Here is a 25,715-nt window from a genome sequence, read left to right as displayed (position 1 = left end):
AGTTCTCCTTCATCCCTTCTAAATCACCCTCCCATTCCGGGGATCAGGCTACCGCTCAAGCGTTTGAGAGCACGGGTGGCCACGTCAGCGTAGCGCAGTTCACCACACATAATTTTGCCCAGTCGATCGGTCGCGGTGGGGCGTTTGACCCCTACTTTGTAGCCGATGCCAGGAACGCGGTAAAACACGCCTGCTAGACGCTGGGCCCAAACCATATCAACGCCCCATTCTTTTTGAATCACCTCGGTGTAATTTGCTAGAGCAGCCCGATCGCCAGACAACGATTGGTCGATCGCCTCGGCCGCTTTCATGCCGCTAAACATCGAAGGACGAATTCCCTCACCTGTAAAGGGATCAACGACACAGGCGGTTTCTCCAGCCAGCAGCGCGTTTTGGGCGTGGAGTTTTTGGTCGCCATCCCACAGACAAATTGGATGCAGGTGAACCTGGCTACTTCTGCCATCGATGCCCGCGAGGGACGCATACTCTGCTAGGTCAGCTTTGAGATCTTCGTGATCGCCGCCTCTAAAGGTGCTGGTGCCGATCGAGTAGCCGTCTGATTTTGGTAAATTCCAGATAAAGCCATTCTTGACAATACCAAAGTCAAATTGGGCGCGATCGTCCTGGTTGGGCTTTGGAGCCTCCATTACAGCCCCCATGCGGGTTTTGCGTTCTTTGAATCCGAGCCATTTTGCCATTGGCCCTTTGGCTCCATCCGCCGCGATTAGATATCGAGCTTCGACGGGGCCGTTAGAGGTGTTGACTTGCCAGTGGTCGCCCTGAAACGAGATGCCCGTCACAGAGGTTTGATCCCGCAGTTCGGCTCCTTGTTTTTGAGCTTGTTGAATCAGAAAGTGGTCAAAGACTTCGCGGCGCACCATCCACATCGGTTCAGGTGTTTTGAGGGTGGCATCAACCGGATCGCCCAACTTCCAGGTGTAGCGGATCGCCTCTACTTTGAGCGAGATGGCAGGCGAAAAGTCAAAATCAAACCATTGAGCGATCGCAGGAGATACGCCACCACTGCAAGCTTTGTATCGGGGCAGCGCCTCTTTTTCTAGAATGAGTACCGATCGTCCACGCTTTGCTAAATGATAAGCGGCAGTTCCTCCAGCGGGCCCGGCTCCTACGACAACACAATCAAACATAAAGCTAAAAATCTCACTTCTAACAACAGTAGAGTCTGAATGGCTATTCAAATATTTGAGCAAATATCCGAACAGTTCAGTCGATCCTCACAGAGAGTTTGCACGAATCTACGAATCTTATCGAAAGAATCTTGGTTATTCTCTCCCGCATCCCTTAAAGAAGTTGACCACTCCAAAATTTCCTTAAAGAACCATTGAACTGCGTTGAATTTTAACAAAGTTGTGACTGATTTCCTGCAAATCTCGTGAATCCTACTGAGCAAAGTTCTAGCTCAGGCTGCGTAAAAACCACAGAGCATTTAATCTTAAGCAGTTAAGGCTAGACAGACGCTAATTCAACACTTTTGGAAAAAGCAATCTGGGGATCAGGGCGCGATCGCCCTCTCTCTAAACGACTGCTGACTTTAATAGGGCGAGTTTTGTCCGTGTCTACTGATTTGATCTGCAAACAGAAGATTTTTTCTGGCTCAAAGTAAGGGTTAAAGCTGCTTCAACTTAGCGAGTTGCACGGAATACAAAGTTTTGATGTAGAGATAGCATGTTTTTATAAAAATTCAATGAGCTAGATCAACGTCTACTTAATGAATTGAATGAAAAAGATGGGCGTGAAGGAGATTAAGGCTGTGATCTGGCAAGTTTGCATTCGCTACTCTAATGGTTCTGAACGGGTTCTGCGGAGCTATCGCGATCGAGAGATTGCTTTACGCTACATTGATGCGCTGTATGCAGATGGCTATCCGTTGCACCTGGCTTACATTGCGCGACCGTTTCGAGTACAGGCGGCCTAATCGAGAGAAGTGCTCGAACGACTGATTTTCACCACTGAGAGTAAATGTTAACAAATAATACATTTACCGGAATCTAAGCAAAACTACTGGAATACCAAAGGAGGCCATCAACACTCATCCCTCACCGATATGTTACGCAATTATTTCCAGGAGTTTTGGCAGGACAGCTACGATTTTTGGTACGAATTGTATTTAGGATTAACCAAAAATCCGCGATGGTTGCTGATGAGAAATCTGGGGCGATTTGGGATAGTACGATCGCTGCTACATGCCCGGTTCAAAAACGATCGGGAAGCTAATTGTGAGTTAAAAGGGGGGTCTGTGTTTAGTGAAATTGACCTCCCACAAGTCATCAAATCGCTTGAAACAGAGAGTCTATACTTAGGAATTAATTTGCCTGGAAATCTGGTGCAAGAGATTTTAGCGTTTGCGAAGTCTGAAGTTTGTTATGGCGATCGCAAACCTAATCTTGGCTTTTATTATCTTCAAAAAGAACAGGCGCAGCGTCAGTATGGTAAGTCTTTTGTCACGGCTAACTATTTCAACACGGCTGAGACTTGTCCGGCGATTGCGACCTTAATTCATGACCCGACTTTGTTAGCGATCGCAGCGGCCTATTTAGGCGTTAAGCCTGTCCATGTGAGCACTCGACTGTGGTGGAGTCTGGCAACGGAGGCTTCAGGGCACGATCGCCGCAAAGCAGCCCAAATGTTTCACTATGATTTGGATGACTATCGTTTCTTAAAGTTCTTTTTTTATTTAACGAACGTTGATCTTTCAACCGGCCCTCATATTTGTGTTTTAGGAAGCCATCGACGCAAAAAATTTAGGCATGAATTGTTTCGCAAGCGGTTTTCTGATGCAGCAATTTTGCAACACTACGCCTCTGAAAAAGTAGTCAAGATCTGTGGAAGCGCAGGGTTTGGATTTGTAGAAGACACCCTGTGTTTTCATAAAGGAGAGCCACCGTTAACCAGCGATCGCTTGATGCTACAGATCGAGTACGCCACCTATGATTACGGAATGCAGCACGACTATTTGGAGCGATCAACCTCTGCACAGGTAATCAGCAATGTGGGACTATCCTGAAGGCATTAATTGTCTAATAGAGTGTAAGTTATTCGGCTTAACACAATATAGATCAATGTAGATTATCCAATTTCTACAATCGACTTCGCCGTGGCTAATTTCTCTGCACTTTTTTGCATTTGTTGAATGTCGAATGGTGACCAGTCGCGGGGCGATCGACAATGATGAGCAACCAACAAGCCCCAGAGTCCTTTCGCTGTCACAACAGGAACCACGAGATTAGCCCGGACGTTCATCCCGCGCAAAAAGTCTTTATGACACTCCGCGATCGATTCGATTTCAATGTCAGCAATTGCTCGAACTCGTCCCGCTTCATACATCGCTGCGTAGTCGCCGTTAAAGCACTCATCAGGGCCCGTTTCACCCAAAATCGAATATCGGTCAGAACTCAATGACTCAAAGGTGACACGCCCCTTCCACTGGCGATAAAAGTAGTACAACACTAAGCGATCGGTTTCCAGGTCAGTTCTAAGCTGTTGTACCGTTTGCCGAACCAGATCATCGCGTTCCAAAACTCCAGTGATTCGCGTCATGATTCTCGTCAGGCTGCGATCGTCGGAGGGCAGGCGATCGAGATTAAATGAGCTATTTTCTTCAGTCACTACTCTCAAAATTAACGTTTGACTATTTTATAAGATCTATCTTTAGCCTTCTTGCTTCTTTTGGAAGAATTAAGCCTGTATCGTTCTTTACAACTTGACGAAGACCTTGAGGGCAAAGCTTTCTCACTAAAGGTCGATTCAAAAGAGTGGGAGATTTGACAAACTTAAAATTGTAAAAATTGTGGCGGTAGGGGATAAGCAAACAATGATTCAGCCGTGGATGGTCATTGGAGCGGTAACTTTCTTAGTGTCGCTGGGTGGGTTCTTGATTCGATCGCGTCAGGATCTACGGTGGGCAAAGCGGCTCGATCGCCCCGATTGGCTTGTGTTTGAACCTGCGATTCCAGTGATTTGGACAATCATTTTTGTCTGTGGTGCCTGGTCAGCAACGATCGTTTGGCAACATGACCCCAATAGCTTGAAAACCTGGGTGTTGATGGGATTCTATTTACTTTTAGAAATCACAACCGTTGCTTACATTCCGCTTACTTTGAGACTTCGTAGTTTGGCGGTGGGGACTGCTCTGGGAGGACTGGGGCTGATGTTTGGTCTAGTTTTGAGCGTGATTATTTGGTCAATTTCTCACTCTGCCACCTTTTTGCTAATTCCCTATTTGCTGTGGAGTCCGATTGGCACCTATACTACACGAGAAATGATTGATCTCAACCCTGAAGCGGTTTAACCAGAGCGTGATAGGAAGTTTGTGATTTGTTGCTCTTCGGTCTTGACTCTCTAGAGTTGCTATAGTGGCTTCTGGCTGAGTTGATTGGGGGAGGTTAGTGTGCGGCACGTTATCAGGATTGCGATCGGGATAGTGCTCGTCTTCATGTTGACCGCTATTTCTAGCGTCAATGCACAAAGTCCGATTCCGATTCCTAAAATAGAACTCCCCAGATTAACCAATTCATCGGGTGTTAGTAGTACTGAACTTGATCGAGGAACGGTCAGACTGGATGGAAGAAGACTGTTTACGATCGCGGCCCCTGCGGTCAGTGGGAAATCTCAGCAGAATGGCACAACGCCGCTTCAGGAAAGGGTTCAGACGATTGAGACAACATTGCATCGGATGGTCGATCGTGGGTTTGATGCCAATCAGTTGCAGGTGAAATCAGAGATCGAAGCACAAAGTAACCTGCCTGTAATTTCTGTAAACGGTCAGTATTTAATGACGGTGACGACTCTAGATGCTCAGACGCAAGGAGTAGAGCCTGCGGTCTATGCGGATGAGTTGACGCGAATTTTGCGAGAAGAATTGCTTCGCTCAAGACAAGAACGACAGCCTGAATCACTGGTTAAACAAGGACTGGTGGCTGCGGGAGCCGTCCTAGCAATGTTGATTAGCAGTCGTCTTTTAGCCCGATGGCAGCGTCGAATCAAAGCGCAACAAGACCGCACTCAGGCAGAAATTCCGGCCGATCCGATCGTTTCGGCCAACACCCCACAAACTGCAAACCTCACCACTCAGCAAACCGTCCGGCAGCAATTTGTCAAACGCCAGCAGCGAAATCTCAAAGATGCTCAGAGACGGCTGATTCAGCTTGTGCAAGTGGCGATCTGGGCGGCGGGCGGCTTTACGATTTTGGGTTTATTTCCTTATAGTCGTTGGTTACAGCCGATCGTGCTTTCGGCTCCGCTCAAAATTTTTGGCATTATCGCAGCAACTTATTTAGCGATTCGGCTGGGTGATGTTTTGATCGATCGCTTCTTTAGTGTTTTAGAAGATGGTGAGTTTATCTCTCCCGAAGATTCTCAGCGATTAGCTTTGCGATTTTCTACGTTTTCGCGAGTGGTTAAAAGTTTGTCCGCGCTCGTTCTTCTTTCGATTGGTGTTTTGACGGCTCTTTCGATTGCTGGGATCGAAGTCATGCCATTGTTAGCAGGTGCTGGAATCATTGGCTTAGGTATTTCACTCGCGTCTCAAAACTTAATTAAGGATGTGATTAACGGATTTCTAATTTTGATGGAAGATCAGTATGCTGTTGGTGATGTGATTCAGGTTGGTAAAGCTTCTGGATTAGTGGAATCAATGAATTTACGCATTACTCAGCTTCGCAATGCAGAAGGACGGTTGATTACCATTCCCAATAGTGCTATCACGATTGTTGAAAATCTTTCTAAAGACTGGTCACGAGTGGATCTGGCGATCGTGATTTCCTACAGCACTAATTTGGATGATGCGATCGCGGCGATCGAAAAAGTGGGTCAAGACATGAGTCGTGATCCGGCCTGGAAGACTCAGATTTTGGAGCCGCCTGAAGTCCTGGGTGCAGATGATCTGGATAGTACCGGTGTGACTCTGCGCGTCTGGATTAAAACACAACCGCTTCAACAATGGAAAGTAGGGCGTGAATATCGACGGCGGCTAAAATTTGCATTAGACGAAGAGGGAATCGAGATCGGCGTGCCTCAGCAGGCCTTTTCGGTGAAGGGATCGCTGGATGAAAAAGCCTTTGAAGGCAACAGTAACAAACCCAGTTCTCATCGGTAATTGAATGTTACCCAATCAGTTGCTTTTTAAGAGATTTCAAAAATTCTAAAGCCTTCTGGATGAGTGACTGAATCATCTTCTTGATCTGCTTCCATAGCTTCAGCAGGATGTGTTCAGAACCGATGTCATATTGCCATAGTAAAACGCCTGGAATGGAAGGGGTAGCGATCGACAGTTGATCGATATCTTCAAGTTCGACCACAAAATTGAGCGGTTGCCAGACTGTAACCCATTGACGTTTGAATAAGTGCCATTTGTTATTAGACACCTGCATCGCTTTGGGGGGAGTTATTTGAAGTTCAATTGTCTGCAAGCTGCCAGGAAGCCCTCTGGATGGAATTTCAACGATCGCTCCCAAAGGCAATTGATTTTGTCTCAATTCAGAAGTCCAGACCCATCCGGTTTCAGCATTTTTGCAATAAAGTTTAATTCTACGCAGCGTATTTCCCTGGTTTTGAATGCGGATTACAAATTGTCCTGTTTGCATACTCACTTGTCCTAACACAGTCATCAGTTCTGCGGTCAGCAAGTAAACAGGAGCCAATTGAATATGTAAATCTGTTTGTAAAACCAGGCTATAGTCATTATGAGAACGAGCATAAAGCGGCAGTGTATAGTTGCCAGCGATCGCCGTAAAGGGAGGAACAACCTGTAATTGCACAGCCCCGATCGCGCCAGGATTGAGATTCATATCAGTATGCGCGATTGGTAAATTAACAGCAAATAAACTATCCAATTTTTCTAATACATAAAACCAGGCTTGATGCTCAGACGCACAGCTTAACCAAAACTGATCGACTCGATTGGAGCGGTTATTGACGATCGCCTGTAGCCTCACAGATTCATCGATCGGAATCGGCATTGGAGCTTCTGGGCGCGTCTCAGGCTGCAACACCAATAACGGACGACCCACTCCCACATCTGCGGGCTTGATAAAGGGTAAAACTTGCAGTTTGATTGAGTAGTCGATCGGCGTTAAGTCGGCATAGTGATCGGGCGCATCAATCACCAGCGTATAGTCGTAAATATCGGGTAGCGTGTCAGCAGGAATGTGGAACTTAAAGACCACTTGACTACTGCGATCGCGATGAAGGGCAAGCTGCTGTTTTGGGTTAGTACACCACGATCGAACCTTCTTAGAACTGCCCCCGTCGTAAATGTCAATTTCAATCAGCGCCCCTGGGTCTTCACGAGTAGCCGTCTGAAGTTTAGAGCCGTTTTTACGCAGACGGGTCGCGGCAGATTTACCCTGGTTGCTGATCGTAGCGTGGAGCATAAAACCGTTCTCGTCCCCAGCCCTCACCTGCGTTAACCCAGAAGGATTGAGGATGATCTTAAGCGGACTGCTGAGTGCTTGTTCTTTATACTCTCTACTGACAGCCATAGTGATTTTTGAGCAGATTAGCTCGGTAACTTGTTGATTCGTTTGAGCAGAATTTTTGTATCATCGCTAGCGATCGCGATCAGAAGATTTTTTCTCAAAACCTTGATGTCAAGGCTATTAATTTTTTCACCTCGTCTAGATTCTCCAACCAACTGACCTTGTGTTAGCGCTTTATTACGTTTGCCGTCGATCGCCAGAAACCAAAGTAAAACTTTTCCATCATCTCCGCCACTCACCAGATATCGACCATCCCCACTCAGCTTTACGGCTCGAATCGGTTGGTAATTGTGTCCATCTTGCCATTCCTCAACGGGTTGAAGTTTGTCAAGTGGCTGGCGATCGTGCTTGTTTTCCGGTTCATTCAGATAATCTTTGAGATTCCATAATCGAATCCAGCCTTCGCTATCGCTGGTGACTAAGAGATCAGGATTAAACTCGGCAGCATCTGAACATAAAATAAATTGAGTCTGATCATTTTTAGACGGGTAAGCGATGTTATTTACTGTACTTTTAGCATTACCGCTCCGATGATTTAGATAGTTTTTTAGATTCCATAATCGGATCGAATCTTCGTTATCGTTATTGACCAAAAGATAAGAATTCAATTTAGTGCCATCTGAGTTAAGAATGGATTCAATTTGATCATTTCTAGACAAATAATCTGTGCTAACTGATGTATCTTTAAGACTATCTTTGTCGCGATCTAAGTAACTTTCCTTCAACAAATTCCAAATCACCAACTGATTGTCTTGTCCTGCAACCACAAGGTTTTGACTTGACCGACCGATTAGCTGAATTGTGTAAACTGCGAAATCAAATTTACGTTGGCGAATCGGTTTCTGTTGCGGTTCAATCAGACTAACCTGATCACCTTTCTCAACGATATCATCAACACTCCACTGTGACACCCAGCCACTACTATAACCAGCAAATAATGAACGCGAATCTCTGGCAAACTCCAATGCTAAAACTCGCCCCACGCCCCGCTGCATCAACGATTGAAGGGGATCGCGATAGCCCTTTAGCAACGCATTCCAAAGTTGAATTTCGCCTTGATCTAGCCCGATCGCTACCCTGTCATTTTCTACAGGGCGATAACTCAAAGCGCTGATCGGCTGCCCAACATTTACCGAACCGCCCGTCGGAAAAAGTCGATTAAAGAAAATTCGCCAACTGCGAACCGTGCGATCGGTAGACCCACTCATTAAGCGATCGACCATGCCATTAAACCGCACCACTTGAATCGGCGCAGCATGACGAAACAATCGCAAATAGCTATCTCGCAACAAAATAAGCAGCATCGCTGCCAACACCAGCAATAGCAAAAGGGTCGTATTGTTAACCAGCAGCCAAAACACGCCAGCAAACACAATCAACGCCGCGATCGCCTGCATCCACAGCGGCAAAATTGGTGCCACCAATAGCTGAAGAATTTGGCGATCGTTTTGCACATCGATTCGACGATCTGGGGCACTGGGTAAAGCGGCGATCGTGACAGTCATTTCGATCAGTCGTTGTTGTGCCAAACCTACCAAAGGACGCTGTGCCTTTGCAAACAGATAGAGGCTGCGACGCTCCCCAGGCTTGAGATCGACCCCGTTAATGAGGAAACCTAGCCACAGAGGTTCAGGAACGTCCCAACGGGTATCGAGGGTGAGTTTTCGCCGATCGTCGCTGGCAATGTTGAAACTAAGTTTTTGTGAAAGATTGCTCTTGTTTTGCATCTGAAAGCCAAAAGTGGCGATCGTGGTTTGAGCAAAAATCGGTTTGGAGCCAGCCGACGGAACCTGCTGCTTGGGATTATCACAGCTAACCTGCATAAATCCAACAGGCAACACGCGCACAACTCCTTGATCGAGGCTACTTTCTATGCGCTGAAGTGCCTGACCGTGAGGGTGAGTGGCTGCGATCGTAAATGCATAATCCTGGCTAACTGGCGGCTGAATTTGGGAATTGGAGTCGATCGCTTGAGGCAACTGACAGGTAAAAACTCGCTCGACCTGTTCACCACCAAAAACTTTGAGATTAAGGATCGTTCCGTTGAGCCAGACGACTTCAGATTTGAGCATCAGCGTCAGGTCGATCGTCCCTTGAAAATCCGTGTAAACCTGGACTGGAATTTGCAGCGTTTCTCCAGGTCGAGCCACAAAGGTTTGTACAGGTAGCAAAATTTTAACTGGAATGGGCAGATTGCCGGGTTGAATCTCGACTTTTAGATCAACTTTTTCTCTGGCTTTGTCCGCCGTATCTGTTGAAGAAACTAGAATCTGAACATCCATCAAACCAGAGAAACCAGGCTTAGGAGTGCGATTGATTTCGACCTGAAATTTGGTGCGATCGCCCGGCGGAATTTTGCTGCTAACGATGGGAGTTACTCGATACCAGCTATAACTTGGATTCACGCCTGCTGCTCTCAATTCCAGTTGAAAACTCGCCAGGTTTTTTTGTCCATGATTAGTCACCGTCACCTCAAAAGTAGAGGTCTGAGGAGGGACAAACATATGCTCTTTGGGAGCTTGAACTTGGATGCGAGATCTAGACATAGAGAGAAGGTAATTTACGCAAAGTGAGTGAACTGCTTTGTAAGAATTAAGTTTATGAATCTTATGGATCAAGCTGCTTTGTGCGGTCGATTAGCCCCTGGTGGAGCAGTTTTTGGCTTTCCCTCGTTTGTTTATAAATCTCATCGACTTCGTTGCGATTTTGTCTCAGGGAAACCACATCATCAACTAGCTGACCGTTGAGAGTTTCAATCACCATTGCCATGTCTACAAATTTGTCAGCAAAAGCACCCATTTCATTTTCGCGTTTTGTCAATTCGATTAATTCAGGTTCAAATTTTTCTTTTTTGCGTTCTTCTTGCTGTTTTTTAAAATTTTCCTCATCAATCGCTGCGTATTGCTCAACATTTTGCAAGCTGGTTTTTCTAACGTCATCTGCTGCATTTAACAAAAGGTCGATCGGCGTGAGCACCCATTTGAGAACTGCCCATCCCATCAGAATGATCGAAGCCACTAAAAACAGAATATAAAAGGCGTTGTTATTGGTGTTAACTTTTCCTGTGAAATAGGAAGCAGGCATCACTACTACAATTAACCAATTTAGCCCTTGAATATCTTTTAGCTGTAAGGGAACCACTTGAGCAATTTGTTTCTCACCATCAGCCGTAAATCGTAAAGTTGGTAATTTGATGTTTGCACATTGATTTACAGGTTGATTTACAGGTTGATTTACACTTTGGTTCTCAGCCGTGTTTTGGATGGGTTGTTCTGAGAATAAATTTTTAACAAGCTGATCGTGACTTTCGTTCAGTTTTAGCAGTCGATTTCTTTCGCCTTTTCCTCCCAAATGTGTTGCAAAATCTGAGCTTGCGATGACTTCTTGAGTGATACAGTTAATGATGTAAGTTCGGTTGACTTTTGCATCTCCTAGCTTGAGTGTTGCGAGTAATTGGCTGATCTCATCCGGAGTTCGATCGACTCCAAAAACACCCATAATCGTGTTGTCACTTTTTTTAACAACAGGGACTACCAGCGTCATCACTAGATCCGTCAAAGCATTCTCGTGTTTGTTGGCATCTTCGTAGAATCCTGTCCAGGCGGGTTGACGCTTATCGGCTGCAAACTCATACCAGGGACGCTTGAGGGGGTCGATCGCTTCCAATTCACTGTCACGTCGCTGACCCAATTTTTCGCCCACCTGATTCAACTCATAACGCGACCACTTTTTCTCTTTTCCGTCAGGATTGCGTAAATGAAGAGCCGTTTGATTCCTATTGTGATCAACGACGATCGCCGCTCCCTTAGTATTCGTCAGAAACAACACATTGACCGAATCATCTCGTAGCACTTGATTCCACAAAAACGGGGTGAGCGGCTCTAAATCAGAAGTGGTTGCCAAACTTTGAATGGTCGTCGTCAGTGTTTCTGATTTGGCATCGCTACTCTGCAAAATTGACGTAATGGCGGTTGCCGCTTGTCTCGGTTCGCCTAGATAGACTTGCACCCGCTGCTCAATGCTCTCAGTGACGGATTGACTTAACTGATTAGCCAGTTGATCCACCGCTTCCTTTTCCTTGAAGGTCGATCGCCAAATGAGTAACCCAGTTGCCACCACTTGGATCACCAAAAATACTTTAATGATGCGTCGAATAGAAGCCATTGTTATCCAGCCGTTGGGTTTAATAACTGCGTCATTTGCTTTCTACGATGGGCAAAATAGAGAATGTTAATGCCCATCTCTTGAGCCGTCCGAATGGTCTCTCGTGGGAGCAGCGATCGAGGATCAACTCCCCAGGCTGAAGACAGATTACCTAAAACAAAAACAATGCCGCCACCAACCAAAATCTTGATCGGTTGTCCTTCAATAACAGGCAAAGCAGAAAAGAGAAAAGGCTGCGATCGTAGGGGATGATCCGGCTGTTGGATCAAGTTTTCCAGATCCTCTAAAGGCTGATTGAGTTGAGTTTCAGCCAGGTCTTTGAAATCGTAACAAAACTCGTCGATCGCTCGTTTCAGCTTTGATTGAACTGCGTTAAGGGATTCCTGAAGTTGATTTTGAATGGTTTGATATTCTTGAATTTTAGCGGTGTTTTTTGTGGAGATTAATGAATCGATCGTGGTTTCTGATTGAGCGATCGCAACCTGCAATTCTTGTTGTAAGTTAATTAGTTCTTCAATCTTCTGACCAATCTCTGTTTCTTTGAGAGAGGCTTCGACTAAAAGCACACCTCCTGTTAACAGGTATTGTTTTAGTTCATCTTGAACGGATTCTATAAGTGATTCTGTAGCAGTCATTCTGAAATAAATTAAGTCATACTTTAAGAGTTCTTTTAGAAGTTCTGATAGCTGTACACTCAGCTTTTGATCCAGCGCTGCCTCTAACGAATTAGCTGTTTTATCCGAAAGTCGGCTGATTAGCTGGCGAATATTATTTTGCGTTGACAGATCTGATCGTCCCTGAATCACTTCTGAGAGTTGCTCCATTAACTGGAGCATGTTGCTTCGCGTTTTAGGATCAACCGTTTCTTGTTGGGTGATCAGTTTGTTTAGTAATTCTAAAACCTGCGCTCCTGGATTATTAACTGGTTTTAAGGAAACAATATTTTCAGGTTCTCGGCTTAGATTGATTTGAGAGATTTGTTTGGCTGCGATCGCTGGATAGAGCGCCTCCACCGATCGTAAAAGTGAAGAAAGGCGGGCCTCATCTTGATCGCGCTGTTCTCGTTTGGACTGATCATAAAAGGCTTGAGCAACCTGTACAACGGCTTGAGGACGCGATCGCGCCTGCACTCGGTAGCTAAAATCTAGCGTGTTGTCACCGGGCGCAAAAACATTGAGGGGATGACTGAGCCGAAGCACTCCATTCTCAGGTTTGAACCGCATCCGACATAGTTCAACTTCTCCGTCGATCGGCGGCTGATCTTTTTCATAAATTCTTGCTTGCTCAATGACCACACCATCGAGTGAAGATTTAGGATGTTCTTGTGCAATGAATTCATCTGGATTGACATAACTGATCACTAAGTATTCAGTTAGCGTTTCACGATTTGTTTGCCCTGCGATTCTAAAAACTTCTGGTTTAGCTAGAACCATAAAGTTACCAAATGTATCGATCGCCATGCCTGGTTGTATCTCTACCCAAGGACTACTTTTATACTGCTCTTCTACATCTTTCGGTGCTGAAATGATTCTCACACCCAATCCTGAGATGATTCCCGATTGATTGAATGCTTGATGGTGAGCGTCTTGTCGCCGTCGGTGATAATCGTGTGCTACATTCCAGCGATCGGCATCTATTGGCAGACCGTCTTTGACGTAAAGCCGCTTAAAGAGATTGATTGGCGAAGACCAGGGTTGAGTCATTGTTCTACTAGATTCTTAGGCGAGCAGGGATCAACAGAGTGAATCACATGAGTGTTAACAGGATGAATAAAAAGGTCATAGGTGCAGAAAGCGGGCTTTTCCTGTTCGATTACCTGACGAACCAAGGATTCGTTAATTTGACCCGTATTATCACAGCGCAAATGCACCACAAAATGATAAGGATTCCCCTCGCCTAGAAGATTCTTCAAACCAATGCAACCGCCAATCACAAATCCCTGGCTACGATCGGTCTGAATACTAATATGTTTTTTAGGTTCGTCTTCTGCACGGGTCAAGTGATCATCTAGCGGTAATTTTGTGACTAGATGCAGATAGAGCCGCAACCCTCGACGAGTGCCCCGCCAGCGATAAAGCTCAATGGCCTGCCGAATCAGTCGTCTTTGCTGTTCTGGATCAAACGGAATGTCAAACGACCAACCGACCCAGTGAGCCAGAAACGGCAGCATCGCATCGGGTGCAGTTAAGGGGTCAAGGTAAGCCCAAAGCGTGTCTAGAGTCTGGACAGACGGTTCAAAGGCTTCCTCAAATATCATGAGCAAGCGATTCACTAAATCAATTTCCTGGTAGATTTCAGGTAAGAAATCCAGGTACAGACTGCGACGATCGCTCCCATGCGCGATAGCAGCATCATGAACGAAAATTGATTGAGTATCGACTGCAAGATTCATGTGAGTTTTAGCATTGCATAAAGTGATTTGGATCGATTCATTCAGCTTCGATCGTACTGATGTAGTGATCTGATTGCAGTTTCGCGTCGCTCCACGAGAAAATTAGTCCATCACCGGGATTGACAAAGCTTTTGTGAGTGGGAACCGTCGAAGCCCAGGAACCATCTTGTTTCCGATGTAGTTCAAACAGTTGCACCTCATTCACATAGCGGATTCCAGGCTCTTTTTGTAGCAGTCTGACAATATCAGAAGCGTAAACGGGTCGCCCAAACGTCCAGCCTTTACCATTCGTGCCGCCGACGATCGGATTGAGAAACTCATAGAGAACTCGTTTTAAGCGATCGCGAATCTTTTCGTGATCTTTGTAGTATTCTGGTTCGAGTGCAACTTCTGTTTCAACCGTGATTCCGACATAGGTTGGATCAATAAACTCTATTCCGATTCCTGGCATCAATCGATCGTGTAAATAATCTTTCACTCGCTCCTTAAGTTTGTCGTCTGGAATGTATAAATCAGGCTTTCCTTTTCCTTGTGCGATTGCGTCTGGGTCAACCCACGGCACGATTAACAAATGCATCATTCCAGGTTTAATCGACATCGCTCGGACATGTGCAATCGCGCCACCACCCGCTTCCAGGGTTAGCGTTTCAAAATCTTCTTTCGTCACGGCTCGATCGCGAGTTCGCAGCGTTTTCGGAACTTTGATTACGGCTTCATCAATCGATTCCGCATCCGTTCCATTGCGAGCGATCGTTGCATTGTTCACACTGGCGACATAGGGAAAAGCAGACTTAAGAATTGTGATTGTTCCGGCTGCAACATTCCCTTTGTGTCCGCCTCCAGTGCGATAAGTCATGAGGATTTCAGCCCCTTTGACGGGAATGCATCCATACTGACGATCGAGCTTTGGTCGCAAATCCGATTGTCGAATTGGATCTTTGAGCGCACCGTTTATTTGCATCGTATCTTGTCTTTGCTGTAGCTGATCGCGCTGAAATTGTTCTTGTAATTTTTCGATATAAGATTTTGTTTGCTGTTGCAATTGAGCAGGTTCTCGAATCAGCGGCCCAAACTGGACAATTCCGGTAATTGCATCCACAGTGTAATGAAAACTATCAGCCGAAGAATTGCCAAAATCTTGAACTTCTTCCCAAGTTTGGCGTTCTCCAGTAGGCAGTTTCACTTGAATATGTTCTGACGAACTTCTCGGTAAAACAGGCGTGCGCTGAAGCTGAAAAGTTTGCCCTGCATTACCATCACTAATTCCCAAAATTTCATCTTCTACTAAGACACTTTGCGAGGTTCCGATCGTTCCTCCAATCGATCGCGCACTGATGCCCACAATTCGCGGCGATCGATGATAAACAAACTGACCGCTTCTCGGCGCAATATGAACACAGCGCAGCCAGTAGCCTTTATAGGGGGTTTCGGCATTCGGGGACTCAGTGACCATCCAGCGAGGCGGCGTGTGCAAAATGATGTCAGCTTCTGCGACCCCTTGCGGGCCACTCGAAGAGATCGTACCCTCGACTTTTGAGGCATTGTGAAAGCTAAATCCTTCGGTCTGATCATCCGTTTCTTTGAGTAAAACGGGCACCCATTTCTCGCCGTCCCAGGCTTCCCACTGACGAGGCGGATTTTGAGGAATAATCCCTGTACTCTGTGCAACTTCGCCGCGAAACGTCAGCACAATCACATTGCCCGCCAGCGGCTCATCTTCGCGCAAGACCAGATAAAAGCAACTTTCAACGATCGGCAACAGCGCCGTGTGAGGAACATTCCCATTGGGCGAATCCACCTGCACCCCTGGAAACAGCGGGCTTGCAACCACATTCTCCCAGGCACCCAGATCGGTTCGTCGCCAGCCTGTCTGATCAAATCCATCTCGCAGCGTACCCGCCGGGTCAGCCGCATTCTCTGCCGTGAGAAAATGTTTGATTTTGGGACAGCCGATCGCCAGTTCTTGATCTGTGCTGAATACGATCGCATCCTCGGTGTCTGTGCGGACGGTGGCGACTTCGGTTCCGGCGGGAATGGCAGGAAGACGGTTGAATTCTGTCTGAGCAGCACTGAGGTAGAAGGTGACATCAACCTGGGCAGATTTGGGCGGCTGCAACCGTATCCCCAACAGTTCGAGGAATGTAATATAGTTACGTCGAGGAATCTGATTGAATCGCACCAACATCTGATCCGTCAACCAGGCAAACAGTTCTATCAACGTCACGCCCGGATCGCTAGGATTGTAGTTCGTCCACTCCGGACAATAATGTGGAATGCGAACAATACACTCGTCTACTAGATCCTGAAATGTACGATCGTCCAGATTTGACTTAGGTAATTGAGGCAAAAAATCAAATGTTTCCATCACAAATCCCTATTAGCTGGACGGCATCAGATAAAACGGATAAACCAGACTGCGCGGGTCGTAAGTCTCCTTAATGTGATACTGAATGCTAATCAAAACCTGCCCTTTGATCGGATTCGGCTCCGTTAAAACGTCCTGTAACAGAATGCGCGGTTCCCACATTTCCAACGCATCTCGCACATAAAGCCGAATCAGCAATAGCGTTTGAGTACTCATCGGCGCAAACACCAATTCTGACAATCGCGACCCAAAGTTTGGACGATACACCCGCTCTCCTAGTTTGGTGCCCAAGATAATCCAAATCGACTCTTGAATGTTGCGATCGCCCACACTCAGCGCCAAATTACCCTGCGAGTTAATCGGCAATGTAAACTGAAGTCTACCCTGCAAAGTTTGTCGCAACGGCAGCGCCAGCCCTGAGCCAAGATAATCGGATTTTGCATTGTTGACCATAGTCTCGCGTCTGAGATTGAGGCCAGATTACTTAAGTGGGGCAGGGAAAACTATTCGCCAAAAGTCGAGAATGAGCCGAAAAACTAGCTCCTCGAAACTCTGTGTGAATCGCGATCGCAACAGATGACTAGTTCAGAGTTCGGTGTTGGGGGAATCGCGATCTGCTAACCGATAGCTCGAAGAGGTCAATCCTATTAGGTACTGTGCGATCGCTCAGTTTTAGATGTCAGGAGGCTATAGATTCTAGAGAGATCGCATGATTATTTTTACAAGTGCTGGATAAATTCTTCTATGGAAACATCTGCTTGTCTAAGAATATTGCTCAATGTCCCCACTGCCACCTCTTTTTGATGCAACGGCACAACACAGCCAACCTCAATGGTTTCCTGTTCTTCTCCTTCTCCAAGCGTGACTTGCTTCTTCAGAATGACGTGACTCCCTTTTTGGCGCACCTGCTCAAATCCCAACCTTTCTATCGAATGACTTCCGTTGCTTTAACCCTTGGTAGCTTGGGCATGGGCAACCTCAAAAGCTGTAATCAGACGACGTGCAATTTTAGGCAGCGGAAACTCTTCTAGATAAAGCTCAGTTGCTTCGCGTAGATTAGCGAGGGCTTCCTCAATGGTTTCTCCCTGGCTTGCAGTTCCAACTTCCGGGCACTCCGCTACGTACACCTCCTCTTCCCAGTGAAGAATAGCTGTAAACGTTTGAGTCGTTTTGTCGGTTGTCGCGATCGAGACTCTTGAAGTCGTCATTTTTCCTTCTGCCAGCCATATTCTCATATTATAGAGGTGAGCAATCAAGCGAAGATTAAACCTATCAATATCTAACTCTATTGGGCGATTTCCTGCTGAAAAACTCTGATAGCTTCTCCTGCATCTGTCTCAGCAAGCAGAATACAGCGTTTCAGTAAATCGATATCTAGATCTTCTAAGCCTGATAACTGACTGCAATCAACACGTTTATAACCATCCGTGTTAAGAGAATAAAGCATCAATACCCCGTCCTGCCAGAACCAAACTTCGGGAACGCCTAGCACTCTGTATCGTGCAAGTTTATCGATTCCGCCACTGGTGAAAACAACTTCGATCGAAAGGTCAGGAATTGGCTTGACACTTCCAATGCAATAAGACTGATCCGCTTGAGCCGATGCTTCTCGTTCTCGCTCTTGAGTCATGGAGCCTGTCGGCTGAAAGAAAATTCCCTTCTGTGCCAGAAAGCATGTGATTAACCAACCGATGATGTGCCCAAAGAGTTCATGTTCGCGTCCTGGCATCAGAATTTCAATGGTTCCATCATAGTAAAACAGGCGTACCCCGATCGAGTCTTCAAATCCTTTCTGAATGTGTTTGAACTGCTCCCAGGTTCGTCCCGGATACACAATGCGTTGATCTTGAGTTGGGGATTCTCTTAGTGGGGTCTGTGTCATCTGACAAGAAGAAGTCGAGGACTGATAAGAGTAAGTATGACACGTCGAGACAGAGCGCGATCCTTTCAGACACTGTGCGATCGCGGTTTGCTTGAGGGGGGGCGCGATCGTGCCTCTCAAAATACTTTTATGCTTTCTCTTGCAATCGTTTGGCTAGTAAGCAATCTTCAAAACTGAAGGCTTCCTCATGTAGGAAACTCGCGTTGCCTTTGGCACAGCAAAGCTGCCCGCCATCTCTACAACGGCTTCGATCGGGCAATCTTGTTATCATCTCAATGCTGAAGTTTGGGTAAAAAGCTTACTGTGTCCATCCAAATTAAAGTGCCACTGATTCGAGGAAGCAGTGGAGCGATCGTCACGGGGTTACTGGTGACGCTAACAGAGAAACACTTAGACGATTATGAAACCTTCTGGAAATCTCGGCTACAGCAAGTCGAAGCGGCTGATAAATTTTTCGATTGGGAATGGAAGCAGCGCGTCCTAGTGCCCAGTGGTGAAGCAGAAGGATACGCTATTGAGCAGGAGCAAATGACGCAAGGGCTAATGATGCTCCGAACGAGGGGGAAGCGCTCCTTTTTTGATCAAAATCGGCGGATTGTCTATGTGAGTCGGTTGGCGACGGCTCCGTGGAACCGAGCGGATTTGCAAACCCCGATTGAATTTCGGGCGGTGGGAGGTACGCTCATGCGATTTGCTCAACTCCGAAGCGAGGAGTTGGGGTACGGTGGATTAGTAGGTGTGCATTCTTTGCCAGAGGCAGAAGCGTTTTACCGAAAGCTGAACATGGCAGACTGTGATCTGGATGAAAACTACGAGAATTTGCGATATTTTGAATGGTATCGTCCTCGTCCCTCGGTGATGGATGAGTTGGATTTGTAGAGTGTATTGTGGCTGGTTTACTCAGGAGAAGCTCATGGATTCAAGGTTTACGGAGGCGCAAGCCAAGGAACTCGCGCAGATTGAGGAAGAGGCAGGTGGCGTGATTAGTGCAGGAGCAGACTTGGGCGATCGCTTGGGTGAAATACTGCGTCTAGAGCTTTTCGAGAGCGATTCTGCAAAGTTAGTAGCGCTCGTGTCTGCGCGATTTGGAGGTGTGTTGTCTCAGCAGGAAGTAGAAGAATTGGTGGCAGGGTTTCAAGGGAAAGTACAAGAAAAGGTTACTGAGAAACTGGCTCCTCGAAAATCTGCGTGAACTGCGATCGCATTAGATGACTGGTTCAAAATACTTCTACGCTTTCTCTTGCAATCGTTTGGCTAGTAAGCAATCTTCAAAACTGAAGGCTTCCTCATGTAGGAAACTCGCGTTGCCTTTGGCACAGCAAAGCTGCCCGCCATCTCTACAACGGCTTCGATCGGGCAATCTAGTTCAGTCGATTTTTCGAGGAGAGCAGCTTTCACATAACCAGGCACATGCTCTAAGAATTGATGAACGGCTTCTAGTGGAAGGTGTTGTGTGATCAGTGTTAGATTCATATCTCTCTCGGAATCATCACGTTGTAGGGTGGATTCGTTGCTTGCAGAATTAGCGTCTCTAGTTCATGTGATAACCCTGGTTTTTGCCATTGCTGAACCACATTAAAAGCAATGCGAATTACAGGGGAATTAATCCTATAGCCAATTTCCTAGCCGCCGATCAAGACGTTGGGCTGTCCTTTGATGATGGTAGTAGCGACGGGAATAGGCGTACCTAAAGGGCCGATCGTATTCCCTGTGACGACAGACGTAACTCGCGCAGCAGGGCGACCACTAATCAACACGGTCAAAGAGCCGATCGTAATCACGCCTGGAGCGTAGTTGATCACTGGCCCCATAACTTGATCACCCACACAAGCGGCTGGCACCCCCCCGATCAAAACAGTGGGCACACCGGGGGGCAAAATTGCGTCGCCTGTCACAGTCAAATCAGTAATTCGGGCAGCTGGAAACATAGCGTTCTTAATGAGTTAAGTTGATTAGTTGAGTTTGATTAATCCACCTTGGACTTGAACGATCGCACTTCCCTTGACATTCGTGGTCACGGCTTGAAGATCGACCGTTACGGCTGCTTGAATTTTGATGCCTGTGGGAGTGACTTCGATCGTGCTTCCTCCAACGGTTAAGGTAATCTTCTGAGTTCCCGTCAGAGCAATCTCACCAGCATTTAAGCTAATTTTTCGAGACGTTCCAGTTGTGCCCGATTTGACGGCGATATCTCCGGTTGAAGTCAGACTAATTGTTTTATCGCTGTCATCCAATCGCAGTTTGTGACCTCCGTTGGTTTTGACTTCAATAAACTTCTCAGTATCATTGAGATGAATGTGATGTCCAGCTTTCGTCTTGACGTAGACACCGACTTTACTATCTCCTTTATCTTCTTCGACAAACTGTATTTGGTGTCCGATGCGCGTTTTGATTGTTCTCAGACGTACCTTACCATCCACAACTGTATTCTCAGTTTTTTCCGGCGGTGCATCTTTCCCATTCCAAACCCCTCCAATGACATAGGGACGATGAATGTCTCCATGCTCAAATGCAACCAACACTTCGTCATTAATTTCGGGCAGACAATCAAAGCCACGGTTTGCACCCGCGCCCACTCCGACGACTCGCGCCCAGTTACTTTCATCCGCTTCAGTCAGCGTCGGCAACTTAACTCGAACACGCCCCCAACCCTTCGGATCTTTGTTATTGCTGACAATGCCGACCATGAGGGTTTGTCCCGGTTGCAAATGGGTTTGAGGAGAGGCTATTTGACTTTCACCCCGCAGCCCTCGCACACTAAATTCTGTCGTGTAGACTCCTTGTATATAGCAGTGTCGCGTGTCAGTCACATAATACTTGCCGCTATATTTTCCTAAATCTGAGAGTTTTGCGACTCGTCCGGGTCGGATGGCGGGATCTCCTTCAGCGATCGCATCTGCTTGCATAAATTCTCCTCCCAACTCATCCACCAAAGCTTGTGCCATCAAATCAGCTTCATCGGTGCTAAAAATGGGTTGATCAACCACAATCATTTTGGGATTCGCTGGCTTACCATCAAATGCTTGACTTGTAGTTTTACCTTTGCCGTATTCTGTTTTGGTCAAAACTTGATCTGCACTTTTATTAGAAATAATTGGCTTCTTTTGCGTATAGTCCCACCCGCGCACTTCTACCTCGTTCACCTGTTCTGCACTAGTTACCCGCACCTGAAAGCTATGAATTTCTCGCAGCCATTTCAGATCTAATGAATCTCCGATTTTTGGTTTACGAAAGTTAAGTTTACCATCTTGTACAAATAGCTCAAATCCAATCCGGGCGGCACGTTCTCGCAAAAACTCCATGTTTGTTTGATTTTCTTGAAACACATAATCGTGAGTCGGATTACTGGTCTCGATCGTGCCTCCTTTAATTCCAATTTCGCCCAAAATCTTTTGCACAATGTCACTATCTTTCATATTCTGAAACGATCGATTAAAGCGCCCCCGATGCAAGCGATGGGCGACATCATAGCCACGAATGATAATTGGAGCCTGTGATCTCTGAGTGAAGTGAGTCTCGATCGCAGTAATCTCAGCTTGCAGCACAAACTCCTCATTAACTTCAGAAAATTCTGTTGCCTGCGTTGTGCTGGAGATGAAGCCAATCTTGATCGCTTTGCCAATTGTGAATGTGTTCTGATGTTCCCAAACTTGATCCTGCGATCGTCCTGAGAAGTAGCTGTTATTGAGCATCAGCGTAAACATCCCTGGCAGGTGTAAACTTTCTTCAACTGTGACTTGCAGAATGTCCTCCATCAGATTAGCTGAGGCGGGCTGTCCGTCAATTTCGAGGAGGAGTTCGGGAATGTAGAGAACAGGCATGAGGAATGAGGGATGAGGGAGGGCTTTGCCCCGCATTCGCGAGGAGGGATGAATACGATTAGCGGCCGAAGATGGTGCGGTTCGATCGACTGTCTCCATTTCGGTTCGCGACGGCTTTGTTATTTCCTTGTGTCGTGGGTTCGTCGATCTCAGTTAGCGTGATGTCTACTTTTGCTTGTACAGGTAAACCATTGGCTAAAAACCGTGTCAATTTATAAGTGATTTGTTCTACAAAACAACGTAGATATTGTTGGTCGCCCCAGGTGAATAAGTAAATGGGGGGACGTTTTCCAACGGCGCTACCTTTCTCTGCAAAGTGAACGGCTTTGATCAACTTTTTGAGGTAATCTAAAACGTCCGTGCCTTGTTCATAAGTATCAAACACAAGATTAGTAAGGGTGAGCGTGCAGGGTTCGGGATGGGCAAAACTAATTTTTGATAAGCCAGATTTAGTGCGACTTCCGGCGCTTTGATTAAGGCGAACTGCCTGCTGAAAAACTAGCTCGGTCGGATTAAACATAAACTCGATCGTGTCACTTTCATCGGATATCAACTTCGCTTTTTCGAGTTTTCCAGATGCGACGGTGTTGTTGCGATTTGCATTTGTCATAGGTTTCCTAATAGTTAAATAATCACCAAGGCAAACGACCGGAATGCTGTCCTTGACGCTCTCGCCTGATCGCTAATTGTTGCTGAAGTTGACCATAAATCACTTGGGCCAAAATTTGTAGGTTGTGATCGAAATTTTGAGCAGATTCGTCTATGGTTTGCGTGTCAGATTGAAGGTCGATCGTTTCTTCTAAAATATTCTGGTCAACAGGAGATACGTAAGCATTGGGATTGCGTTTAGCTTGAATCAAAGACTTCTGCTGATCCACCTTAAGGAGACTTCGAGAAGATTTTACGGATTGAGTTTTTTCAGTATTCGCATTATGAAAGCCCTCTGGGGTAAAGATTAAATCTTTTGATTCCGAAGAAGGTTGACTGTTAGTTGAGCGCTGTATTATTTTTGAATTTCTGCCTACACTATTCACTGCTTCGCCTGCTAATTCAGACAGATTTGACCAGCTAGACGGAGGATCTTGCTCGGAAGATATGAATTCAATAGAGGCTTGTGATTTGTCGATTTGACTGTTCTGTATGGGTGAATTATTTGTAGGATGATTAGCAGATTTCGTCTGAACCAAACGAGTTTTTCTAAGCTTAGTTTGAACCGCCTGTAAATCAACTAGAGATGAATACGTTTCTACATCAATCCTACTGTCTTGTTGTTCAGGAAGCGGCTTTATAGAGGTTGAATTTACTCTTTCACTAGAGGGACTAGACGGCGATCGCTGAATAATTCCGTGACCTTTAGCAGGAGCTTGAGAGGAGTTGAACAAGTTACTAGAATGAGAGGATTTAGGATGTGTGCGGGCGGGCGATCGCTGTAAGTTAATCGTTTGATTGATTGGTTGTAATTGAGCAAGACTCTCTAATACTCTCAGCGATTGTGCAACAGGAGTAATAGTATTCTCTTCCGATAAATTCACCTCACTTCGAGATTTTTCAGAACTAGAAGACGCTTGACCCAATAAATTATTAGAATTACTAAAAGTAGTTTCCGACTTAACACTCTCAGGCTTTTTTTGAATAGGTGAAGCTAGAGTAGATGTCTGCTCCAAAGACGAATCGCTTTGGTTCTCTTTCAGCTTGAATTGAATAAGGTTCTGATAATTCGCCTGTTGACTATTTAATTCTTTGGAAGTGGTTTGTAAAGCAGAAATAGAGGGATTTTGTGAAGTTTTAGATGGAACGATCGCAGGCTCATTGACTTCCTCTTTCAAACGATCGTTCTCAATAGCTTGAGGTAAATTAGATTCTACAAAGCTGGCTGGAGGAGCGTTAGTTACCTCAGAATAATTATCCAACTCCTTACAATTTAGCAGCGTGACATCATTACTTCTTGATCTCTCTAAAGAGCCTTGTTCCGAAATAATTGATTTAGAATCAGGTACAAAGGCTTTTAACTGTAATTTAGAACCAGGAAGACCTTCAGATAAAGCAGATGTCTTTTCTTGTAACACCTCATTTTCGATCAATCTTGTGTCGTCTGTAAAAGTTTCAGGTTGACTAATCAGATTCTCAGCAGAATTCGCTATTGGAGATGGAACTTCAAGATGAGAAGGTACGGTCGCTGCCTCCGTTTCCTCACTCAGGGTAGCAGATTCTAATTTCTGAACATTAAAAGAATCAGCTTGTAGAGAAGGAGAAATTGAAGATTTATCAAGCGCTTGAGATTCAGATAGATTGGCTGGTTGATTAGAAGAAATCTCTAGCGATCGTTGAATAGAATTCTCTAGCATGAAATCGTCAAAAGAAGATTCTCTAAAACTTTCAAAGGTGACATTAGAGGAAGCAGCATCTAAACTTTTAGATTGTTCTAAACTCGACGAAGTTTGGCGCTGAACGATATCACTAACATCAAGCAAAGGGATTGAATTCTGTTGTCTTGAAGCAGCAAATTTCTGGACATCAGGAGGCGGCTGTGAAACATTTTTGAGGACACTCCATCCTTCTGGTCGTTCCCAAGGTGCTTGTTGAATGGTGACTTCTGTCTGTAAGCCTCCTAACAAAGGTGGATTTAGTATCTCAATTGTTGATGATTTATGTAGTGCTTCTTGCTTTAGATTGGCGATTTTTAATTGAACATCTGTCTCACTATTATTTACTTGGTCGGATGCTATTTGAGCTTGAGCGGTCACTACTTCACCCGGAGAGATGGGTTTAGATTGCAACACATTTTTGATAGAACTAACATTGCTAAGTTCTACAGCAATGGTATCTTTGGCAGTTTTAGAATTGGGGTCTGCTAATGCAGAAGTGACAGCGACTTCATTCTCTAAGGAAGATACTTCTTTTTGCTGGAATCCAGTAGTCTGGTTGGGGAAGTTGTGGAGTGCTATCTCAGACAGGTCAGGCGATCGTAATGTCGATCGCTGAATTTGGATAGAGTCAGTCTCTGGTTGAGTGCTAACTTCGTAAGTTTGAATAGAGCTTTCATTATCTGGCGAGCGACTTATTTGATCAGCAGGCGCGATATCTAATGTCCGTTGCATTAGAACTTCATCAACCTTTAAAGCACTTGACTGTGAATCTAAGTCGTTTTTTAAATCACCTTCTTTTGACTTACTTGGCGTACTAGGAATAGTTTGATTACTTGCATCAGATAGGTTTAAAGACTGAGTATTATTAGAGCTAATAGTTGCATTTTTAGAGATACCTTCGGGTGAGGAAAGCTTCTGATCAGCTAGTGATTTTATTTCAGGACTAGATTGTGCGATCGCTGCGATTATTTGCGGGTTGCTAGTATTAGAAAAAGCTTTACTGCTTGAAATAATCTCTCTTTGAATAAGGGAATCATTGACCTGAGCTTGAGCAGGACTTGTTTCTATTTTTAATTCTGTCTCAAAACCTGTAGCGCTCTCATCTGGAATGGGTGGCTTGATCAACGAACTTTCAGAGTTAACATAAGCAATCTTTTTTACAGCTTCCTGGGTGCCATGAGCAATTTCTTCAGATTTTTGAATTGCTTCTCGCCGAATTAATTCTGGTG

23 protein-coding genes are annotated in these 25,715 nt (G+C 45.6%); 6 read left to right on the top strand and 17 right to left on the bottom strand.

The features are described 5' to 3' along the window. Window positions 1-23: 23 nt before the first annotated feature. Complete coding sequence (locus ACKFKH_RS07960) at window positions 24-1,148, bottom strand: geranylgeranyl reductase family protein (RefSeq protein WP_446857728.1); 1,125 nt, start codon at window positions 1,146-1,148, stop codon at window positions 24-26. 590 nt (window positions 1,149-1,738) lie between these two features. On the opposite strand from ACKFKH_RS07960, the gene ACKFKH_RS07955 reads away from it, so the two are divergent. Both ACKFKH_RS07955 and ACKFKH_RS07950 read left to right on the top strand, forming a co-directional pair. Beyond that, window positions 1,739-1,936: a hypothetical protein gene (locus tag ACKFKH_RS07955; protein WP_446857727.1), complete on the top strand. Its 198-nt coding sequence runs from the start codon at window positions 1,739-1,741 to the stop codon at window positions 1,934-1,936. Window positions 1,937-2,065: 129 nt separating this feature from the next. Continuing rightward, window positions 2,066-3,025, top strand: coding sequence for a hypothetical protein (locus ACKFKH_RS07950; protein ID WP_446857726.1), 960 nt, complete (start codon window positions 2,066-2,068; stop codon window positions 3,023-3,025). A gap of 62 nt (window positions 3,026-3,087) precedes the next feature. Here ACKFKH_RS07950 and ACKFKH_RS07945 read toward each other — a convergent pair whose 3' ends face one another. Next, a complete protein-coding gene (locus tag ACKFKH_RS07945) occupies window positions 3,088-3,627 on the bottom strand; it encodes a GAF domain-containing protein (RefSeq protein WP_446857725.1) in 540 nt (179 codons plus the stop codon). A 205-nt stretch (window positions 3,628-3,832) separates the two neighbouring features. Between ACKFKH_RS07945 and ACKFKH_RS07940 the strand changes: the two genes are divergently transcribed. Both ACKFKH_RS07940 and ACKFKH_RS07935 read left to right on the top strand, forming a co-directional pair. Then, the gene (locus tag ACKFKH_RS07940; RefSeq protein WP_446857724.1) at window positions 3,833-4,309 is read left to right on the top strand and encodes a TspO/MBR family protein; all 477 of its coding nucleotides are present in this window, start codon (window positions 3,833-3,835) and stop codon (window positions 4,307-4,309) included. Window positions 4,310-4,408: 99 nt separating this feature from the next. After that, window positions 4,409-6,115, top strand: coding sequence for a mechanosensitive ion channel family protein (locus ACKFKH_RS07935; RefSeq protein ID WP_446857723.1), 1,707 nt, complete (start codon window positions 4,409-4,411; stop codon window positions 6,113-6,115). Between the two features lie 7 nt (window positions 6,116-6,122). Here the strand turns inward: ACKFKH_RS07935 and ACKFKH_RS07930 are convergent, their stop codons facing one another. From ACKFKH_RS07930 to ACKFKH_RS07885, 10 genes are all read right to left on the bottom strand, one after another. Beyond that, complete coding sequence (locus tag ACKFKH_RS07930; RefSeq protein ID WP_446857722.1) at window positions 6,123-7,499, bottom strand: COG1470 family protein; 1,377 nt, start codon at window positions 7,497-7,499, stop codon at window positions 6,123-6,125. Window positions 7,500-7,516: 17 nt separating this feature from the next. Further along, entirely contained in the window at window positions 7,517-10,042 is a 2,526-nt protein-coding gene (locus ACKFKH_RS07925; protein WP_446857721.1) for a hypothetical protein, read from the bottom strand. Between the two features lie 61 nt (window positions 10,043-10,103). After that, entirely contained in the window at window positions 10,104-11,660 is a 1,557-nt protein-coding gene (locus ACKFKH_RS07920; RefSeq protein ID WP_446857720.1) for a hypothetical protein, read from the bottom strand. 2 nt (window positions 11,661-11,662) lie between these two features. Then, window positions 11,663-13,363, bottom strand: a complete 1,701-nt coding sequence (locus tag ACKFKH_RS07915; RefSeq protein WP_446857719.1) for a hypothetical protein — start codon at window positions 13,361-13,363, stop codon at window positions 11,663-11,665. Beyond that, a complete protein-coding gene (locus ACKFKH_RS07910; RefSeq protein ID WP_446857718.1) occupies window positions 13,360-14,052 on the bottom strand; it encodes a phage tail protein in 693 nt (230 codons plus the stop codon). Before ACKFKH_RS07910 ends, ACKFKH_RS07915 begins: the two co-directional genes overlap by 4 nt. 37 nt (window positions 14,053-14,089) lie before the next feature. Then, window positions 14,090-16,417: a putative baseplate assembly protein gene (locus ACKFKH_RS07905; RefSeq protein WP_446857717.1), complete on the bottom strand. Its 2,328-nt coding sequence runs from the start codon at window positions 16,415-16,417 to the stop codon at window positions 14,090-14,092. Window positions 16,418-16,429: 12 nt separating this feature from the next. Next, window positions 16,430-16,870, bottom strand: coding sequence for a GPW/gp25 family protein (locus tag ACKFKH_RS07900; protein WP_446857716.1), 441 nt, complete (start codon window positions 16,868-16,870; stop codon window positions 16,430-16,432). A gap of 266 nt (window positions 16,871-17,136) precedes the next feature. Further along, on the bottom strand, window positions 17,137-17,337 hold the full coding sequence (locus ACKFKH_RS07895; protein ID WP_446857715.1) for a type II toxin-antitoxin system HicA family toxin: 201 nt from the start codon (window positions 17,335-17,337) through the stop codon (window positions 17,137-17,139). Window positions 17,338-17,364: 27 nt separating this feature from the next. After that, window positions 17,365-17,625 carry a type II toxin-antitoxin system HicB family antitoxin gene (locus ACKFKH_RS07890; protein WP_446857714.1) on the bottom strand — a complete coding sequence of 87 codons (261 nt, stop codon included), beginning with the start codon at window positions 17,623-17,625 and terminating at the stop codon, window positions 17,365-17,367. A 77-nt stretch (window positions 17,626-17,702) separates the two neighbouring features. Beyond that, entirely contained in the window at window positions 17,703-18,299 is a 597-nt protein-coding gene (locus tag ACKFKH_RS07885; RefSeq protein WP_446857713.1) for a Uma2 family endonuclease, read from the bottom strand. Between the two features lie 303 nt (window positions 18,300-18,602). Between ACKFKH_RS07885 and ACKFKH_RS07880 the strand changes: the two genes are divergently transcribed. Both ACKFKH_RS07880 and ACKFKH_RS07875 read left to right on the top strand, forming a co-directional pair. After that, complete coding sequence (locus ACKFKH_RS07880; RefSeq protein ID WP_446857712.1) at window positions 18,603-19,178, top strand: hypothetical protein; 576 nt, start codon at window positions 18,603-18,605, stop codon at window positions 19,176-19,178. Between the two features lie 34 nt (window positions 19,179-19,212). Then, on the top strand, window positions 19,213-19,491 hold the full coding sequence (locus ACKFKH_RS07875; RefSeq protein ID WP_446857711.1) for a hypothetical protein: 279 nt from the start codon (window positions 19,213-19,215) through the stop codon (window positions 19,489-19,491). A 62-nt stretch (window positions 19,492-19,553) separates the two neighbouring features. Here the strand turns inward: ACKFKH_RS07875 and ACKFKH_RS07870 are convergent, their stop codons facing one another. The 5 genes from ACKFKH_RS07870 to ACKFKH_RS07850 form a co-directional block, all read right to left on the bottom strand. Continuing rightward, window positions 19,554-19,772: a hypothetical protein gene (locus tag ACKFKH_RS07870; protein ID WP_446857710.1), complete on the bottom strand. Its 219-nt coding sequence runs from the start codon at window positions 19,770-19,772 to the stop codon at window positions 19,554-19,556. A 149-nt stretch (window positions 19,773-19,921) separates the two neighbouring features. Continuing rightward, window positions 19,922-20,227, bottom strand: a complete 306-nt coding sequence (locus ACKFKH_RS07865) for a PAAR domain-containing protein (protein ID WP_446857709.1) — start codon at window positions 20,225-20,227, stop codon at window positions 19,922-19,924. A gap of 24 nt (window positions 20,228-20,251) precedes the next feature. After that, window positions 20,252-22,120, bottom strand: a complete 1,869-nt coding sequence (locus ACKFKH_RS07860; protein WP_446857708.1) for a VgrG-related protein — start codon at window positions 22,118-22,120, stop codon at window positions 20,252-20,254. Window positions 22,121-22,178: 58 nt separating this feature from the next. Next, on the bottom strand, window positions 22,179-22,730 hold the full coding sequence (locus ACKFKH_RS07855) for a CIS tube protein (protein WP_446857707.1): 552 nt from the start codon (window positions 22,728-22,730) through the stop codon (window positions 22,179-22,181). Window positions 22,731-22,752: 22 nt separating this feature from the next. After that, window positions 22,753-25,715: hypothetical protein (locus ACKFKH_RS07850; RefSeq protein WP_446857706.1), on the bottom strand; the 2,963-nt coding region annotated here is incomplete at its 5' end.

It is taken from the genome of Phormidesmis sp. 146-20, from assembly GCF_052939475.1.
The sequence above is the reverse complement of the archived record's forward strand: the minus strand, read 5'-3'. Positions and strand labels throughout refer to the sequence as shown.

Coding starts and splice junctions, on each gene's coding strand:
- ACKFKH_RS07960 (WP_446857728.1), bottom strand. CDS start 1,148: ATGTTTGATTGTGTTGTCGTAGGAGCCGGGCCCGCTGGAGGAACTGCC.
- ACKFKH_RS07955 (WP_446857727.1), top strand. CDS start 1,739: ATGAAAAAGATGGGCGTGAAGGAGATTAAGGCTGTGATCTGGCAAGTT.
- ACKFKH_RS07950 (WP_446857726.1), top strand. CDS start 2,066: ATGTTACGCAATTATTTCCAGGAGTTTTGGCAGGACAGCTACGATTTT.
- ACKFKH_RS07940 (WP_446857724.1), top strand. CDS start 3,833: ATGATTCAGCCGTGGATGGTCATTGGAGCGGTAACTTTCTTAGTGTCG.
- ACKFKH_RS07930 (WP_446857722.1), bottom strand. CDS start 7,499: ATGGCTGTCAGTAGAGAGTATAAAGAACAAGCACTCAGCAGTCCGCTT.
- ACKFKH_RS07925 (WP_446857721.1), bottom strand. CDS start 10,042: ATGTCTAGATCTCGCATCCAAGTTCAAGCTCCCAAAGAGCATATGTTT.
- ACKFKH_RS07920 (WP_446857720.1), bottom strand. CDS start 11,660: ATGGCTTCTATTCGACGCATCATTAAAGTATTTTTGGTGATCCAAGTG.
- ACKFKH_RS07915 (WP_446857719.1), bottom strand. CDS start 13,363: ATGACTCAACCCTGGTCTTCGCCAATCAATCTCTTTAAGCGGCTTTAC.
- ACKFKH_RS07910 (WP_446857718.1), bottom strand. CDS start 14,052: ATGAATCTTGCAGTCGATACTCAATCAATTTTCGTTCATGATGCTGCT.
- ACKFKH_RS07905 (WP_446857717.1), bottom strand. CDS start 16,417: ATGGAAACATTTGATTTTTTGCCTCAATTACCTAAGTCAAATCTGGAC.
- ACKFKH_RS07900 (WP_446857716.1), bottom strand. CDS start 16,870: ATGGTCAACAATGCAAAATCCGATTATCTTGGCTCAGGGCTGGCGCTG.
- ACKFKH_RS07890 (WP_446857714.1), bottom strand. CDS start 17,625: ATGACGACTTCAAGAGTCTCGATCGCGACAACCGACAAAACGACTCAA.
- ACKFKH_RS07885 (WP_446857713.1), bottom strand. CDS start 18,299: ATGACACAGACCCCACTAAGAGAATCCCCAACTCAAGATCAACGCATT.
- ACKFKH_RS07875 (WP_446857711.1), top strand. CDS start 19,213: ATGGATTCAAGGTTTACGGAGGCGCAAGCCAAGGAACTCGCGCAGATT.
- ACKFKH_RS07870 (WP_446857710.1), bottom strand. CDS start 19,772: ATGAATCTAACACTGATCACACAACACCTTCCACTAGAAGCCGTTCAT.
- ACKFKH_RS07865 (WP_446857709.1), bottom strand. CDS start 20,227: ATGTTTCCAGCTGCCCGAATTACTGATTTGACTGTGACAGGCGACGCA.
- ACKFKH_RS07860 (WP_446857708.1), bottom strand. CDS start 22,120: ATGCCTGTTCTCTACATTCCCGAACTCCTCCTCGAAATTGACGGACAG.
- ACKFKH_RS07855 (WP_446857707.1), bottom strand. CDS start 22,730: ATGACAAATGCAAATCGCAACAACACCGTCGCATCTGGAAAACTCGAA.